Origin of the sequence: Streptomyces sp. NPDC001717, assembly GCF_042892775.1 — a bacterium.
GTDB lineage: Bacteria > Actinomycetota > Actinomycetes > Streptomycetales > Streptomycetaceae > Streptomyces.
The window spans coordinates 54,672-70,309 of record NZ_JBIAUK010000011.1 but is presented as its reverse complement, the minus strand read 5'-3'; the positions used below and the strand labels follow the sequence as shown (position 1 = coordinate 70,309).

The 15,638-nt window shown below is 73.0% G+C and carries 13 protein-coding genes and 1 pseudogene; 5 read left to right on the top strand and 9 right to left on the bottom strand.

Features of this window, described 5'->3' with window-relative positions:
- The first annotated feature begins 34 nt into the window (after nt 1-34).
- Nucleotides 35-676, top strand: a complete 642-nt coding sequence (locus ACFYZL_RS19580; RefSeq protein ID WP_388680346.1) for a TetR/AcrR family transcriptional regulator — start codon at nt 35-37, stop codon at nt 674-676.
- 38 nt (nt 677-714) lie between these two features.
- Nucleotides 715-1,794 (top strand): annotated as a pseudogene (locus tag ACFYZL_RS19575) (MFS transporter); the annotation flags it as partial.
- A gap of 144 nt (nt 1,795-1,938) precedes the next feature.
- On the opposite strand, the gene ACFYZL_RS19570 reads toward ACFYZL_RS19575, so the two are convergent.
- From ACFYZL_RS19570 to ACFYZL_RS19555, 4 genes are all read right to left on the bottom strand, one after another.
- Nucleotides 1,939-2,859 (bottom strand): LysR substrate-binding domain-containing protein, encoded by a 921-nt coding sequence (locus ACFYZL_RS19570; protein ID WP_384753802.1) that lies wholly within the window; start codon nt 2,857-2,859, stop codon nt 1,939-1,941.
- A gap of 168 nt (nt 2,860-3,027) precedes the next feature.
- Nucleotides 3,028-6,213, bottom strand: coding sequence for a TIM-barrel domain-containing protein (locus ACFYZL_RS19565; protein ID WP_388680343.1), 3,186 nt, complete (start codon nt 6,211-6,213; stop codon nt 3,028-3,030).
- 147 nt (nt 6,214-6,360) lie between these two features.
- Nucleotides 6,361-6,657, bottom strand: coding sequence for a VOC family protein (locus ACFYZL_RS19560; RefSeq protein WP_384753796.1), 297 nt, complete (start codon nt 6,655-6,657; stop codon nt 6,361-6,363).
- Nucleotides 6,654-6,860 (bottom strand): hypothetical protein, encoded by a 207-nt coding sequence (locus ACFYZL_RS19555; RefSeq protein WP_384753793.1) that lies wholly within the window; start codon nt 6,858-6,860, stop codon nt 6,654-6,656. Before ACFYZL_RS19555 ends, ACFYZL_RS19560 begins: the two co-directional genes overlap by 4 nt.
- A gap of 104 nt (nt 6,861-6,964) precedes the next feature.
- Here ACFYZL_RS19555 and ACFYZL_RS19550 point away from each other — a divergent pair, with 104 nt between their 5' ends.
- Complete coding sequence (locus tag ACFYZL_RS19550; protein ID WP_388680340.1) at nt 6,965-7,243, top strand: helix-turn-helix domain-containing protein; 279 nt, start codon at nt 6,965-6,967, stop codon at nt 7,241-7,243.
- The gene (locus ACFYZL_RS19545) at nt 7,240-7,803 is read left to right on the top strand and encodes a hypothetical protein (protein ID WP_388680337.1); all 564 of its coding nucleotides are present in this window, start codon (nt 7,240-7,242) and stop codon (nt 7,801-7,803) included. Before ACFYZL_RS19550 ends, ACFYZL_RS19545 begins: the two co-directional genes overlap by 4 nt.
- Here ACFYZL_RS19545 and ACFYZL_RS19540 read toward each other — a convergent pair.
- From ACFYZL_RS19540 to ACFYZL_RS19530, 3 genes are all read right to left on the bottom strand, one after another.
- Complete coding sequence (locus ACFYZL_RS19540; RefSeq protein WP_384753787.1) at nt 7,800-8,006, bottom strand: hypothetical protein; 207 nt, start codon at nt 8,004-8,006, stop codon at nt 7,800-7,802. The genes ACFYZL_RS19545 and ACFYZL_RS19540 overlap by 4 nt on opposite strands.
- A 143-nt stretch (nt 8,007-8,149) precedes the next feature.
- Nucleotides 8,150-8,818 carry a response regulator gene (locus ACFYZL_RS19535; RefSeq protein ID WP_384753784.1) on the bottom strand — a complete coding sequence of 223 codons (669 nt, stop codon included), beginning with the start codon at nt 8,816-8,818 and terminating at the stop codon, nt 8,150-8,152.
- Nucleotides 8,815-10,290, bottom strand: a complete 1,476-nt coding sequence (locus ACFYZL_RS19530; RefSeq protein WP_388680332.1) for a sensor histidine kinase — start codon at nt 10,288-10,290, stop codon at nt 8,815-8,817. Before ACFYZL_RS19530 ends, ACFYZL_RS19535 begins: the two co-directional genes overlap by 4 nt.
- Nucleotides 10,291-10,481: 191 nt before the next feature.
- Here ACFYZL_RS19530 and ACFYZL_RS19525 point away from each other — a divergent pair, with 191 nt between their 5' ends.
- Nucleotides 10,482-12,680 carry an MMPL family transporter gene (locus tag ACFYZL_RS19525; RefSeq protein WP_388680329.1) on the top strand — a complete coding sequence of 733 codons (2,199 nt, stop codon included), beginning with the start codon at nt 10,482-10,484 and terminating at the stop codon, nt 12,678-12,680.
- 82 nt (nt 12,681-12,762) lie between these two features.
- Here the strand turns inward: ACFYZL_RS19525 and ACFYZL_RS19520 are convergent, their stop codons facing one another.
- Together ACFYZL_RS19520 and ACFYZL_RS19515 are read right to left on the bottom strand one after the other, a co-directional pair.
- The gene (locus ACFYZL_RS19520; protein ID WP_388680326.1) at nt 12,763-14,556 is read right to left on the bottom strand and encodes an ABC transporter permease/substrate binding protein; all 1,794 of its coding nucleotides are present in this window, start codon (nt 14,554-14,556) and stop codon (nt 12,763-12,765) included.
- Nucleotides 14,556-15,602 carry a glycine betaine/L-proline ABC transporter ATP-binding protein gene (locus ACFYZL_RS19515; protein ID WP_388680323.1) on the bottom strand — a complete coding sequence of 349 codons (1,047 nt, stop codon included), beginning with the start codon at nt 15,600-15,602 and terminating at the stop codon, nt 14,556-14,558. The genes ACFYZL_RS19520 and ACFYZL_RS19515 overlap by 1 nt, the downstream gene beginning before the upstream one ends.
- Between the last annotated feature and the right edge of the window lie 36 nt (nt 15,603-15,638).

Here is a 15,638-nt window from a genome sequence, read left to right as displayed (position 1 = left end):
GACAGTGTCTACTACCGACTGGTAGACAGTGTCCATGGACGAGCAGGAGAGACCGCTCCGGGAGCGGCTGATCGACGTGGGCGTGGAGCTCGTGACGAGCGAGGGCACCGCCTCCCTCGGGCTGCGGGAGATCGCCCGCCGGGCCGGGGTCTCGCACGGGGCGCCGCGCCGGTACTTCCCCACCCACCACTCACTGCTTTCGGCGATCGCCCGGCGCGGGTTCGCGGATCTCGGTGCGCGGTTCACGGCGGCGTGCGCCGGGGAGCCCTCCGCTCGCGGGCAGGTGCGGGCGCTGGGGGCCGCGTACGTCGGCTACGCGCTGGAACAGCGCGGGATGTTCGAGCTGATGTTCCGCCACGACCTGCTCGACAGCACGGGGCAGGAGCCCACGGGCGCGCCGAGGCTGCGGGAATCGACGCTGCCCCTGTTCGGGCTGCTCGTCTCGCTCGTCTCCCGCTGCGGGGCGGCCGAGCCGGAGGTCACGACGGCCGCACTGTGGGCCAACCTGCACGGCGTGGCGCAGCTCTGGGGGTGGGGCAGTCTGCCGCTGATGGTGGCGAACGCGGGGATCGCCGTCGAGCGGCTGGTCGACGCGGCGCTGGACGCGCACCTCGGTCCGGCTCCCCCCGGGGATCCCCGGCCCGACTCCGGTCAGGCCTCCGGGAGCCCCTCGTGAGGCCCCGGATCGCGCTGCTCGTCAGCGTGGCCGGCGCCATGATCGTCGCGCTGGACGGCACCGTGCTGAGCGTGGCCCAGCCGAGCCTGCGGCGTGACCTCGGGGCGAGCCTCGCGCAGGTGCAGTGGACCAGTACCGCCTACCTCCTCGCCGTGGCCGCCTTCCTGGTCGTCGCCGGACGGCTGGGCGACCGGTACGGGCACACCCGCCTGCTCTTCGTCGGGGTGCTCGGCTTCGCCGCGACCTCGGCGGGCATCGCGTACGCGCCCGGCGTGGGCTGGGTGATCGCGTTGCGCGGCGCGCAGGGGGTGTTCGGCGCGCTGCTCCAGCCCGCGACGTTGGCGCTGCTGCGCCTCGCCTATCCCCCGGAGCGGCTCGGCACGCCGATCGCCGTGCGGACCAGCGCCATCGGGGTGGCCGCCGCCGCCGGTCCGCTGCTGGGCGGTGCGCTCGTCGGGCAGTGGGGCTGGCGGGCCGTGTTCGTCATCAACGTGCCGGTCGCCCTGCTGATCGCCGTGCTGACCCTCGCCGTACGGGCGCCCGTGCCGCCGCGCGAGAGGTCCGGGCGGCTGGAGTTCACCGGCCCGGCCCTGCTCACGGCGGCGCTCGCGGTCTTCGTGCACGCGCTGGTGGGGGTGCCCGGGTACGGGTGGCTGTCCGGTCCGACGCTGCTGGGGCTCGGCTCCGCTGCCGGGCTCGCGGTGGTGTTCGTACGCCGTGAACGGAGCTCCGCGCGGCCGCTGGTGCCCGCCGCGGTGGCGCGCTCGGTGCCGGTGGCCGCGTCGATCGGGCTGCTGCTCGCCGTGTCCGCCGGGCTGTTCGGCGCGCTGTTCACGGCGACGTTCCGACTCCAGGACGCGCAGGGGCTCGATCCGCTCGGCACCGGGTTGCGGGTGCTGCCGTTGACGCTGGCGATGGTCGCGGGGGCGCCGGTTGCCGGGTTCGCGCTGCGCCGGTTCGGACCGAGGCGGACCGCGCTCACCGGTACGGGGCTGGTCGCGCTCGGCATCGCGGGGCTGGGCTCGGCATCCGGGGTCGCGTTCGGGGTGCTGGGCGCCGGGTTCACCACTGTGATGGTCACCGCCACCGGGACCGTGGTCGGCGAGGCCCCGGCCGGGTACGCCGGGGTGATCGGCGGGCTCAAGCAGACGGCCATGAACATCGGCCCGGCGCTGGGCATCGCGGTCGCGGCGGGCGCCGGAGCGGGCGGGCTCTCCCTCGCGGCACTGGCAGCGCTGGTCCTCGTGGGATTGGCGCCCGCGTCACTGCTGCCCGGCGCCGGAACCGGCCGCGCGGGCCCGGCAGTTGCGGGCGACCTCGTCGGCGAAGGCCAGGGCGGGCGGGGCCAGCGCGGACCAGCGGCGGACCGCCCAGCCGACGGCGAGGGGCGGCAGGGCCGGGATGGGGACCAGCCTGAGCGGGCCGTCGGTGCCGGGGACCCGCCAGCCGGGCAGCGCGGGCACGACGGCGTGGCCCAGGCCGAGTTCGGCCAGTAGCAGGGCCGTGTCCCAGTCGGCCACGCTCGTGTCGGAGCGGACCCGGATGCCGGCCTCGGCGAGGGCGGCATCCAGGTGGGCGCGGGAGGCGGAGTTCTCCGGGAGCCGGATGTGGCGGATCCCGGCGAGGTCGGCCGGCTCGATGCGGGCGCGGGCGGCGAGGGGGTCGTCGGCGCCGACCGCGAGCACCCAGGGCAGTTCCATGACGGGACGCTGCTCGATGCCCCGCACGGGTCCCCCGATGGTGATCCACGCGAGGTCGAGGTCCTCGGCGGCGAGGGCGTCGAAGCAGCTGCTGCTGGAGTTCTCGGTCTGGAACTCCAGGCTCACCCCGGGGTGGCGGCGGCGGAAGGTGACCACGGCCTCGGACATGAAGTGGCGCACGGTGGTCGCCCCCGTGGTGACGCGCACCGTGCCGCCGCCTCCCCCGGCGAGTTCGGCCAGGCGGCGCAGGGCGCCGTCGAGGCCCGCGAGCCCGTCGGCGGCGGCCGCTTGCAGGATGCGGCCCGCCTCGGTGGGCACGACACCGCGGGCGTGACGCTCCAGCAGGCTCATGCCGGTCTGCTTCTCCAGCCGTCGTACGTGCCGGCTGACGGCGGGCTGGGTGCGGCCGAGGTCACGGGCGACGGCGCTGAGATTGCCCGCGCGGCAGACGGCCACGAACACACGGAGATCGTCCAGGGTCACGAGACCCAAGGTATCCCTTGGGGAGGGGGAGCAAATCGGAGGATTGACTTGGGTTTTGGGCCGGTCCAGGATCGATGCAGGCCCGGGCGGCAACCCGTCCGACACCTCCGCCACGGGGTCCGGACCCCAGACGGAGGCGAGGACGGGTGCCGACCCGTCAGCAGTGGCTCACGGCGTGAAGGTCCACCGCTGGGCCGGGGTGTTGTCGCAGGCGGTGCGGGTGAGGACGGTGCCGTTGGCGGTGGCGGAGCCGGCCGGGGTCAGGCACTGGCCGGCGTTGCGCAGGGTGCTCTGGGGGCCCGCCTGCCAGGCCTGTCCGGCGCTGCCGTCACAGGCCTGTACGGTCACCCGCGAGGCGTTCGCGGCGTCGAGGCAGACTCCCGCGAGGCCGGTGAGGCGCCCGTCGGGCTGGAGGGTCCAGCGCTGGTTGGGCCCTCCGTGGCAGGTGTAGAGGGTGGGTTCGGTGCCCGGGGCGGTGGCGCTGTGCGGGAGGTCGACGCAGCTCGTGGAGGCCGCGTTGACGAGTTCGGCGTCGGCCGGGAGCGGGGCCGGGCGGCCGGTGAGGGTGATCTCGGCCGCGCTGCTCCAGGGGCCGCGACCGCCCGCCTCGGTGAGGGCCTTCAGGCGGACGTAACGGCCGGCCTTCGGGGAGAGGGCGGTGTTCTTGGCCGCCGCGGTGTCGGCGAAGGTGCCGCTGCCCACCGGGGTGCCCCAGTCGGCGGTGGTGTCGGAGACGTAGACCTCGTAGGAGCCGATCCGGCCGTTGACCCCGCCGTCCTGGCGGGGCAGGTAGCCGAGGCCGTCGACGGTGTGCCGGGCCCCGAGGTCGATCTGGATCTCGTGCGGGAGCGGGGCGGGCTTCGAGGCGGACCACGCGGTGTGCCACATCGTGGCCGGGTTCCCGTCGAAGGCGTTGGCTGCGGCTCCGTTCTCGGCGGCGGTCTCCTGGCTGTCGGCGTACACCAGGGACCAGGCCGACTGCGCGATCGGCGTCGAGGAGGGCAGGGCCTCGGCCGCGGGGACACTGGTGCCGCCGGCCGAGAGGCTGAACGCGCCGCTCTTCGTACCGGTCTTGACCCACAGGACGCCGGAGCGGTCGGCGGCGTCGAAGAACCAGCCGGTCGCGGCCGCGTCGTAGGCGGCCTTCGAGGTCTGCCGGGTCAGCGCGGCTCCGTCCACCGTGACGGTGGTGGGCGCGGAGGCCACGTGGAGGGTGAACTCGTAGCCGCGGGAGGCCGGCTTGCCGGCGTAGTCGCCGGTGGGGGCGCCCACGGAGACGGTGACGGTGCCCGAACCGGTGGTGGGGGCGGTGACGTCGACCCGCTGGCGGGCGTAGGCCCCGGACTGGTGGGCGCGGGTCAGGCCGTCGTCCTCGTACAGGCTGAAGGAGGAGGCGCCGCGCGGGTGGATGTCGTAGGTGAGGGTGGAGACGGGCTTCTCGCCCGTGAAGTTCATCTGCGGCCACATGGGCACGATGCCGCCGCCCTTGACGAACAGGGGCAGCGTGTCGAGGGGCGCCTGGTAGCCGTTCAGCCAGCCCGGACCCGCGTACGTCTTCCCCGTCCAGTAGTCGGTCCAGCTCCCCGCGGGGAGGTAGATGCCGTCGCGGACGGAGGTGTCGGAGACGACGGGCGCGACCAGGAGGGAGTCGCCGGCCATGAACTGGCCGCTGGTGAGGTTCCCGCGGGCCACCGGGTCGTCGGGGTACTCCAGGACCATCGCGCGGGTGCTGGGGACTCCGCTCTCGTGGGCGACGCGGCTCATCGTGTACAGGTACGGCATCAGCCGCATCTTCAACTGGAGGTACTTGCGGTTGATGGACTGGTACGGCTCGGCGAAGCGCCAGGGCTGCTTGTCCTGGTAACCGGCGGACGGATTGGTCGCGCCCCAGCCCGACATGGTCATGAAGGCCGGGGTGAAGGCCTTCCACTGGAGGTCGCGCGTGTACGTCTTGGGACTGCCGCCGAAGATGCCGTCGACGTCGCCGGAGGCGTAGTTGAGACCGGACAGACCCGCGCCGGCGATGGCGGGGACGTGCCAGCGCATGTCCTCCCAGGTGCCGTAGGTGTCGCCGGTCCAGACGACGGCGTTGCGCTGGGTGCCGGCCCAGCCGTCGACGGTCCAGACGTAACGGCGGGCGTCGGAGTTCTTCTCGATGCCGTCGACGGCCTGCTGGACGCCCTGGAAGGCGGTCTTGTAGCCGCCGCCGATCCAGGCCACGTCGGTCTTGACGCCGCGGCTGCCGGCGGTGCCCACCTCGTCGGCGATGGAACCGAGGCCGGTGGAGGTCCACAGGCCGGTCTGGAACCCCTTGGCCTTCAGGGCGTCGACGGTGGACTTGAGGGGCGCCGTGTAGCCGCAGCCGTAGCCGTCGTTGGGCAGGAACCAGCCCGAGGGCATGTCGGCGGCGCGCGCGTCGGTCGCGTACCCGACGACGTCGGGGGTCGTCTGGTGGCGCAGCCGGTTGTGGTCGCCCTGGTAGGCGGGGTTGGAGGCGTTGAAACAATCGGCGTTGCCCAGTTCGAAGCCCCACATCGGAGCCATGAACGGCTTGCCGCTCACGTCGGTGTAGGCGTCGAGCACGGACTTGAGGGAGTCGCCGGTGAAGTACCAGGCGTCGAAGCGCTTCTCGTCGTGGGTAAGGGTGCTGGGCGCGTTGAATCCGTACGAGCCCGGGGCCCAGGTGTTGCGCATGACGCCGTAGCCGTTGGTCGACATGTAGAAGGGTGCGGGGCTGGCGTTGTTGTTCTCGCGCCACTTGTTGTCCACCGCGACGGGTACGGTCTTGCCGCGCAGCGCCCATTCGCCGAGGCGCAGGCCGGTGCCGTAGAACTGCTCGTCCGCGCCGCGGGCCAGGTACTGGGTGGTCTGGCTGTTGGTCCAGCTGGTGGGCTGTGTCTCCTGCCAGACGAGGGTGGTGTTGTCGGCGCGGTAGACGGAGAACTGGAGGGGTGACTTGTTCACCCTGATCGAGAGCGCTCCCGTGTTGATCCGGTAGTACGTGCCCGTGTCCGAGAAGGTCGTGGCGACGGAGCCGAAATCGGTGGTCGGGGCGAGATCGGAGCCGGCCGGGTCGTTGGTGAAGGTGCCGTCCGGGGAGAGCCAGAGCCGGAAGATGTCGGCGCGGGCGACGACCACGCGGGCCTTGGCGCCACCGGAGGCGGTCACCGTGAAGGTGTTCCCGGACTGGGTGAAACCGGTGACGTTGCCCGCCGTCGCGGTGGCTCCGGCGGGGGCCGCGGCGGCAGGTGGGGCGACGGGTCCGGCGGCGGCCAGACCGACGACGGCGAGGGCGCCGGCGAGCAGGGCGGCGCGCAGGCGGCCGGCCCGGGGGCGGATGCGGGGCAGTCTCATGGGGCAGCTCCTCGTGCGGTCCGGATCACGAACTCAGCTCTTTGGCATGCACCTGGCAACTTGCACCGGCAACATAGCGCCCACGCGGCTCCACTTGAAGGATGATGCTCGAAATTGCCGCACATCAAGCAACTTCGAGCAGTCGGTCTACTCGCCGCCGCCACTCGACCCCGGGACCGACAGGACGACCGTGCGGCCGTCGGGGTCGGTCAGGGTGCGGGGGAAGTCCCCCGTCGACACGGTCAGACCGAGGCGGAGGTGGCCCGTCTCGGGGCGGCGGGTGGCGGGGTAGAGCTCCAGGACACCGCCGTCGGCGAGGGTCGCGGCATAGTGGTCCGGCCCGTTCCCGTGCCGTTCCGGTACGAGGTCGAGGCCGAGGCCGGCGTAGAAGTCGCGGCACTCTTCCAGCCGGTTCGTGTAGATGACGAGCAGGTCGACGGTCACGCCGCGCCACCCGCCGAGGGCTTCTCCCGCCACAGCAGGGCGGTCGAGCCCTGCAACGCCAGGTCCAGGCCACCGAGGACCGCCGACACGACCCACAGTGTGCGGTGGTCGGGCCGTGACACCGCCATCGTGAGTGCGAGCACGAGAGCCACCGCGGTGCACAGCGGGTGCAGGAAGCGGGTCCGGGCCATGAATGCGAGCATCTGTCGTCCTTCCGTCGGTCGGCTGACACGCCAACTCGGCTTGCACGCCTGGGCAATGGGGCACCCTCTGGCATCCCGCTCAAGGTATACATACCATTGGAGGTATGCCAAGGAACAAAGAGTCCGACGAGCTCGAAGAGCGGGACCTCGCCTACCGGATCGCCCAGGCGGTGCACGACCGGCGGACCGAGCTGGGCTGGTCGCAGCGTCAATTGGCGGAGGCCGCCGGGATGAGGCAGCCGCACGTCTCACGACTGGAGGCGGCCAGGAGCCTGCCGAGCCTCGACGTCCTGCACCGGGTCGCGGAGGCGATGGGCACCGACCTCACGGTCTGCCTCGTGCCGCGTGAAGCCGCGAAGACCGCCGAGGTGGCAACTCGATGACGTTCAGAGTGGGGCACCGTCACTCCGGGTACGCGCTGGAGGCGGTCGCGGCCGTCATCGTGATCGTCGCCCTCCTGGTCAGCCGGGGGACGGGACCGGCGGGGTTGGTCACCTACATGATCGGCCAGATCCTGATGATCATTCCCGTCACGATGCAGATACGGCACCGCATCGCGCCGCCATGCGCGGAGTGCGTCAAGGCGATGCCGCTCAACCCGGCGGAATCCGCCCGTGAACGCGGCGGGCCGCGCGTGGCGTTGTGGGCCGCCCACACCTTCTTCGGCTCCTCACCGCGGATCGCCCTGATCGCGCTCGCGCACGTCTCCCTCGCGGTTCTGGACTCCGTCCCGCTCTACCGACTGCTGGACATGGGCGGCGCGGAGCGGCGGGCGTACCTCTTCCTCGTCGTCGGGATCGTCATGACCGTGGCCGGCACCTGGATGACCCGCACGCACAACCGCCTGGCACCGTGGTGCCCCTACTGCGACGACGGGGACGAGGACGAGGAGTCCCCGGCCGTCGACCCCGCCGGCGGGCGGGGCCGGCCCGCGCCCGCCTAGAGCACGACCCTCAGTACGGGTGCGGCCGCCGTGGTGCGGCGGTGGCCGCACGGGTCGAAGGCCAGTACCACCGGCTCCCCCGGGCGCTGGCGCCAGGAGATCCGCTCCGCCGCTCCCCCGCACACCGGGCAGCAGGGCAGCGGGCCGGGCTCCGGCGGGCAGTCGGGTGCAGCCGCGAGGGGCGTGGCGTGCGGTTCGCGCATGGAGGCTCCCTGCTGGTGCGGGTGGACTGATCGCACTGTGCCATGGCGGGGCCCCTCACCGCACGGGCGAATCCTCCAGTGTTCTGGCTGGTCAGAGGTGTGGTCGGCAGGGGGATTCCGGTCTTCTTGGGGGCACTTTGTGATCAACCGCTTCCGCCCGCGGCCGACACCAGGCCGGATTCGTAGGCGGCGATCACGGCTTGCGCCCGGTCGCGGACGCCGAGTTTGCCGAAGATGCCGGTGATGTGGTTCTTGACCGTGGAGACACTGATGTCCAGTTCTCGGGCGATCTCGGCGTTGTCGAGGCCGGTGGCCAGCAGCTGCCAGATCTCCAGCTCGCGCGGGGTCAGCTCGGCAGGGATCGCGGCGACCGGCGGCCGGGGGCGTGCGGGGGTGCGTACGTAGGCGGAGATGAGGCGGGTCAGCAGCCTCGGCGCGACGGCGGCCTCGCCGGCGTGGACGATGCGGACGGCCGCGCCGAGCTCTTCCGGCGAGATGTCCTTCGGGAGGAAGCCGTACGCGCCGGCGCGCAGGGCGTTGACCACGTACTCGTCCATGTCGAAGGTGCTGAGGGCCAGGACGCGGGTTTCGGGAACGGTCCGCGCGAGCGCCTCCGTGGCCTTGACGCCGTCGAGGACCGGCATCCGGATGTCCATGACGACCACGTCGGGCCGCAGCTCGGCGGCGAGGGCGACGGCCTGGGCACCGTCCTCGGCCTCGCCGACCACCTCGAACTCCGGATCGGGGCCGAGGATCAGCGCGAGGCCGCGGCGTACCAGCGGCTGGTCGTCCGCGATGAGGATCCGGATCACCGGGTCGCCTCCGCTTCCGCCGGGGCCGGGATGCGGGCCGCGACCCGGAAGCCGCCGCCGTCCGAGGCTCCGACCTCCAGGGTTCCGCCCTGCAGGGCGACGCGCTCGCGCATGCCGATCAGCCCGTATCCGGACCGGACGGCGGGCCGGGCGGCGGACGCCGGCGTTCCCGTGCCGTCGTCGCGCACCTCCACCGTCACCTCGTCCGGCCCGTACGTGAGCCGGACGTCGGCCCGTGCGGCCCTGCCCGCGTGCTTGCGGGTGTTCGTCAGCGCCTCCTGCACGATGCGGAAGACGGTCAGGCCGACGGTCGGCGCCAGCGGGCGGACCGGCCCGTCCACGCTGAACTCGGTCTCCGTCCCCGACAGCCGGGCCTCCGAGACGATCCGTTCGAGGTCTCGGATGCCGGGCTGCGGGGCCGTCGGGGCGTCCTCCGGTTCCTCGCCGGTCCGCAGCACGTCGAGGAGTTGGCGCATCTCGCGCAGCGCGAGCCGGCCGGAGCCCTCCAGGGTGACGAGGGCTTCGCGCGCCACCTCCGGATCGTGCGCCAGGTTGGCGCGTGCCCCGCCCGCCATCAGCTGCATGGTGGTGATGTGGTGGGCGACGATGTCGTGCAGTTCGCGGGCGATCCGGCGGCGTTCCTCGGCCACCGCGCGGTCGGCGAGGAGCCTGCGGTGGGTCTCCGCCTCGCGCTCGCGGCGGTTGACCACTTGGGCTGCGCTGGCGGCGAACAGGGTCACGAAGGCGTTCCCGAACAGGCCCCACCAGCCGAACGGCAGGGGCCAGCCGCTCTGGCCCAGGGAGATGAGCGGCACCGCCGTCAGGGCTGCCGCCGCGCCCACGGCCGGGCGGCGGTACCTCGCCACCGAGTAGAGGGCGACCACCAGGGTGAGGCCGAAGTGCGGGGAGTGCGGAGTGGCCAGGTTCAGCAGCACTCCGAGGGCCAGGACCGCGGCGAGGACCGACACCGGGTGGCGGCGGCGGGCGAGCAGCGGCAGCCCGGACACCACGGCGATGGTCGCCACGCCGGCGGTGAGGGACGCGCCGTCGGAGCGGGAGCCCAGGGAGAAACCGATGAGATCGGTGGCGGCGGCCCCGACGGCCACGAGGGCGTCGTTCCGCGTCCAGGCGGACCACCTGCCGGCCCCGGCCGGGACCGGTCCGGTGCCCGCACCCACGGCCTCGGCCGTGGCCGGGGACGGGGCCGTGACCGGGGACGGAGCCGGAGCCGGAGCCAGAGCCGGAGCAGGGGCCGTGGCCGGGCTCTCGGGCGCCGCCGGGGTCCGGTCGGCGGCCGGGGGTCGGGGCGCGGCTTCGGGGGCGGGCCGGTCGGGCCCCCCGTGCTCGGCCGAGCACGCCGTGCCCGACGCCTCGTCGACAACCATCAGTCGCAGGTCCTCCCCCTCCGGCCGGACCTCCCGGCCGGTGCCGGGGGTCGCGTGGCCGCGCTGTCCGGTGGTCCATTCTGGCATCGGCGGAGGCCCCCTCCATCGCCCCCGGGCCGGATCCCGACCAGGACCGGGGTCCTGGTCGCGGCGCGCCCCCGGACCCCGGTCCCGGCGCCCGGTTCCTCCTGCGACCCGACGCTTTCCGGGCCCGGCGCTGATGGTCTGGAGTCCGGCCGGGAACCCCCGGCCGGCACCGCACAGACCTGAGGAGACCAGTGATCCGCGCCCTGACCGGAGTCTCGACGAGGCATCCGTGGAAGGTCATCGCCCTGTGGGCGGTCCTCGGAATCGCCCTGACCATCCTGGGCCAGGCCTTCGTCTTCCGCGCCACCCAGACCGGCACGGGCGGGTTCCTGCCCGCGCAGTACGACTCGGCCGCCGCCCTGAAGATCGCGGAGGAACGGTTCGGGGCCGATCCGGACGCCAACCCCCTGACCGTACTGGTGGCCCGGTCGGACGGCGCTCCGCTCGGCGCCGCCGACGAGGCCCGCATCGACGCCGAGGCCGCGCGCCTGGCCCGGACCCGGATCGTCATGCCGCGGACCGAGGAGACGATGCCCCTCGCGCAGGACCACTCCCAAGTCCCCCGGGTCGCCCCCGCCATGACCGCGCCCGACCGCTCCTTCCGGCTGCTGACCGCCGAGCTGACCGGCAATCCGGCCGATCCGGGGGTGCTCGACACCTATCGGGCCTTCCGGGATTCCGTACGCGACCAGTTCGGGCGGGAGGGCCTGCGCACGGGCTTCACCGGCGGGCTCGCCGACCGCGCGGACGCGGCGGACGCCGAGAAGACCAGGTCGAAGGTGGTCGGCATCCTGATGCTCGGCGTCATCGTCCTCCTGCACGTACTGGTCTTCCGCAGTGTCCTGGCGGCCCTGCTGCCGCTGCTGGCCGTCTCGATCATCGGCGGGGCCGCGGCCGGAGTCGTGGTGTTCGCCGCGCTGCTGACGGGGACCGGACTGGCCGACTCCACACCGGGGTTGATCAGTGTGGTGCTGGTGGGCATCGGCATCGACTACTTCCTCTTCCTGCTGTTCCGCTTCCGCGAACAGCTGCGCCTGCACCCCGACCGGACCGGCCGCGAGGCCGCCGCGGAGGTCGCCGGGCGCGTGGGTACGGCGATCACCTCCGCGGCGCTGACGATCGTCGCCGCGTTCGCCACGCTCGGGGTGGCCTCCTTCGGCCAGTTCCGGGTGCTCGGGCCCGCCATCGCCCTGTCCGTACTGGTGATGCTGCTGGGCAGCCTCACCTTCATGCCGGCCCTGCTCGCGGTCGCCGGGCGCAGGATGTTCTGGCCCTCCCGCTCCCTGAAGCACGAACCGCGGCCGGGCGCCGCCGCCGAGACGGGTGCGCTGGTGGCACGGCGCCCCCTCGCGCTCGTCCTCGCCTCGGTGGCGCTGCTCGGCGGGCTGGCCGCGGGGATGCTGGGCATGCGGATGGACTACGGGCAGGGCGGTGCGGGCGGGGAGCGTACCGCCGCGGCCGTCACCGCGGCGGAGATCGCGCGTGCGCTGCCGGCCGGGGTCTCGGACCCGACCAGCGTGTTCGTCACGGCGAAGGACGGTTCCGTACTCGGCCCCGAGCGGCTGGGCGGGCTGGCGCGGGCGCTCGCCGGGGTCGACGGCGTGGGCCGGGTGGCGCAGACCGTGCTGAGCGAGGACCGCCGGGCGGCTCGGATCGACCTCTTCCTGACGGCCGACCCGCAGCGGCAGGAGGCCCGCGACCTGGCGTCGGGACCGGTCCGGCAGGCGGTCGCCGCGAACACGCCCGCGGGACTGGAGGCCCATGTGGGCGGCACCGCGGCCGTGTTCGCCGACATCTCGGCGGCCGTGGACGAGGACCTGAAGGTGGTCTTCCCGGTGGCGGCGGCGCTCATCGCGCTGATCCTGTTCGCGCTGCTGCGCAGTCTGCTCGCGCCGGTGATCCTGCTGGCCGCCGTCGGGCTGGGCTTCGCCGGCACGCTCGGCGCGTCGACGCTGCTCTTCCAGCACGCCCTGGGGCGGCCCGGGGTGGACTTCACCCTGCCGCTGGTGCTGTTCCTGTTCGTGGTCGCGCTGGGCACGGACTACAACATCCTGATGAGCGACCGGATCCGGGAGGAGATGGAACGGCCCGGTCCGGCGCGCGCGGCGGTGGGGCGGGCCGTGCGGCACACGGCGCCCGCCATCGCGACGGCGGGCCTCGTGCTGGCCGCGTCCTTCGGGAGCCTGGCCGTCAATCCGGCGCCGTCCACCCAGCAGATCGGATTCGCGACGGCGCTCGGGATCCTCTTCTCGGCCTTCGTGCTGTCGATCGTGCTCGTGCCGGCGCTGGCCGCACTGCTGGGGCGGTCCACCTGGTGGCCGGTGCGGCCGCGACCGGTCGGCGGGACGGCCGAGCCGGAGCACACCCCGGAACGGGTCCTGGTCCGCTGATCCACCACGCGGCGCGGGCATGACGGACGCCGGCGCGCGCGGGACCCGTACGGTCCTGCGCGCGCCGGCGTCCGTCACCGCGTCAGGCCAGTGAGTCGACCTCGGGGTGCTCCTTCAACCAGGCGCGGACGGCCTGCTGTTCCTTGCCCTTCCCGGTCTCCTGGATCTTCGCCTCCAGGTCGGTCAGCTGCTTCTCGCCGAGCTTGAACGAGCGCAGCCAGGCGGCCACCCGCGGCTCGTCGGCGGCGAAGCCCTTCCGGGCCAGGCTGTGGATCCCGTCGCCCTTGCCCCAGGCTCCCTTGGGGTCCTGCAGCTTGGTCAGCTCGTACGTGGAGTACGCCCAGTGCGGCGACCACAGCACGACCGCCACGGGTTCCTTCTTCTCGTAGGCCCGCTTCAGCTCGGCGAGCATGCCGGGGGTGGAGCCGTCGACGACCTGGTACTCCGAGTCGAGGCCGTACTGCTTGAGGACCTTGTCCTTGAGCGCGCCCATCGCACCCGCGCTGGGCTCGATGCCGATGATCCGGCCCTTGAACTGCGCGGACTTGCCCTTCAGATCGGCTAGCGAGTGCACGCCCTCGACGTACGAGGGCACGGTCAGCTCCAGTGAGGTGGGGCCGTACCAGGAGCCGAGGTCCTCGAGGCGGTTGCCGTACTTCTCCCAGTACTGCGCCTGGGTGACGGGCAGCCAGGCATCGGTCTGGAAGTCGAGCTGCCCGCCGGCGAGTCCGGTGAACAGGGCGCCCAGCTCCAGCTGCTTGGCCTCCACCTTGAAGCCGCGGCGTTCCAGGAGCTCCTTCCACAGGAAGGTGGAGGCGGTGCCCTCGTCCCACGGGATGTAGCCGATGTTCAGGGTGCGGCCCTTGCCGATGTTCGCGGCGCCGGCCGGTCCGTCCTGGGCGGAGGACCCGCCGAAGGTGTTCAGGCCGCCCGCGACGAGGGCCAGGACGACGGCCCCGGTGACCGCGAACGCCGGCTGGGGGCGGTGGTTCCAGACCTTGGCCGCGCCGGTGGCGGCGGACCGCGCCTTGGCGAGGGCGCGCCGGCCCAGCGGGGAGACCTGGCGGCCGAGGGCCCCGGTCATCCGGTCGAGGTACATGGCGAGGATGACGATGGCGATGCCGGCCTCGAAGCCGAGGCCGATGTCGACGCTGCCGATGGCCCGGTAGACGGCGCCGCCGAGTCCGCCGCCGCCGACCATGCCGGCGATGACGACCATGGACAGGCCGAGCATGATGACCTGGTTGATGCCGGCCATGATCGTCGGCAGGGCCAGGGGCAGCTGGACGCGGACGAGGATGTCGCGCGGCTTGGTGCCGAAGGCCTCCGCGGCCTCGACCAGTTCGGAGTCGACCTGCCGGATGCCGAGTTCGGTCATCCGTACGCCCGGCGGCAGGGAGAAGATGATGGTCGCGATGATGCCGGGCACCACGCCCACCCCGAAGAAGATGATGCCGGGGATGAGGTAGACCATGGCCGGCATGGTCTGCATGAAGTCCAGGGCCGGCCGCAGCAGGGCGCTGACCCGGTCGGACCGGGAGGCCCAGATGCCGAGCGGGACCGCGAAGAGCAGGGTGACGAGGGTCGCGACCAGGACGAGGGAGAGCGTGGACATCGCGTCGGACCACAGGCCGACGGAGTCGACGAGTGCGAAGCCCGCGAAGGCCGCCAGGCCCGCGAGCAGGCCGCGCAGCCACCAGGCGCCGAGCGCGAGGATGCCCGCGAACAGCAGCGGGGCGGGGGCGGAGAGGACGGCGTCGATGCCGTCGTAGAGGCCGGTGACGAACGCGCTGATGGCGTCGAACAGCCAGGCGAGATGGCTCTGGAGGAAGTCGACACCGCTGTCGACCCAGGCGCCGAGGTGCAGGCGGGGCATCAGGCGGCCACCTCCGCGCAGGCCATCGGGGGCCTTTGTTCGTCGCCGATGAAGGCGATGAGCCGGTCCTGCGGCACGGAGCCGACGACGGTGCCGTCCCCGTCGGTGACGGCGACCGGGTGCGGGACCAGGGCGCTGACCGCGCAGAGGTCGGCGAGCGGGGTGTCCGCGTGGACGGTGGGGCAGCCGCAGGGGGCCGTCTCGGGCTCGTCCATGACGGCTTCCGCCGTCAGGACCCGGGAACGGTCGACGTCCTGGACGAAGGAGGCGACGTAGTCGTCGGCGGGGCGGGTGAGGATGTCCTCGGCGGTGCCCTGCTGGACGATGCGGCCGTCGCGCATGACGGCGATGCCGTCGCCGATGCGCATGGCCTCGTTGAGGTCGTGGGTGATGAAGACGATGGTCTTCTTGAAGCGCTTCTGGAGTTCGAGGAGCTGGTCCTGCATGTCGCGGCGGATCAGCGGGTCGAGGGCGCTGAACGACTCGTCCATCAGGAGCAGGTCGGCGTCGGTGGCCAGGGCTCGGGCCAGGCCGACGCGCTGCTGCATGCCGCCGGAGAGCTCGTCGGGCCAGGAGTTCTCCCAGCCCTCCAGGCCGCACAGCGCCAGCGCCTCGGCTGCGCGCCGGTCGCGCTCCGCGCGGGGCACTCCCTGTACTTCGAGGCCGTAGCCGGCGTTCTCCAGGACGTTGCGGTGCGGGAAGAGCGCGAAGTGCTGGAAGACCATGGAGATCTTCGTGGAGCGTACGCGGCGCAGCTCGCCCGCGGTGAGCGCGGTGAGGTCCTGGCCGCCGAAGAGGATGCGCCCCGCGGTGGGCTCCAGCAGTCCGTTCAGCATGCGCAGCAGCGTGGACTTGCCGGATCCCGACAGACCCATGACGACGAAGATCTGGCCGGCTTCGACGCTGAACGAGGCGTCGATCACCGCTGCCGTGGTCCCTTCGGCGCGCAACTCGTCACGGTCGGTGCCGTCTTCGAGCGCGCGGACCGCGTCGCCGGGCCGTCGTCCGAACACCTTGTAGACGTGCTCGGCTTGGAGCGTGGACACATGCACCTCACGGGTCGTACGAGGACGGCGCGCCGG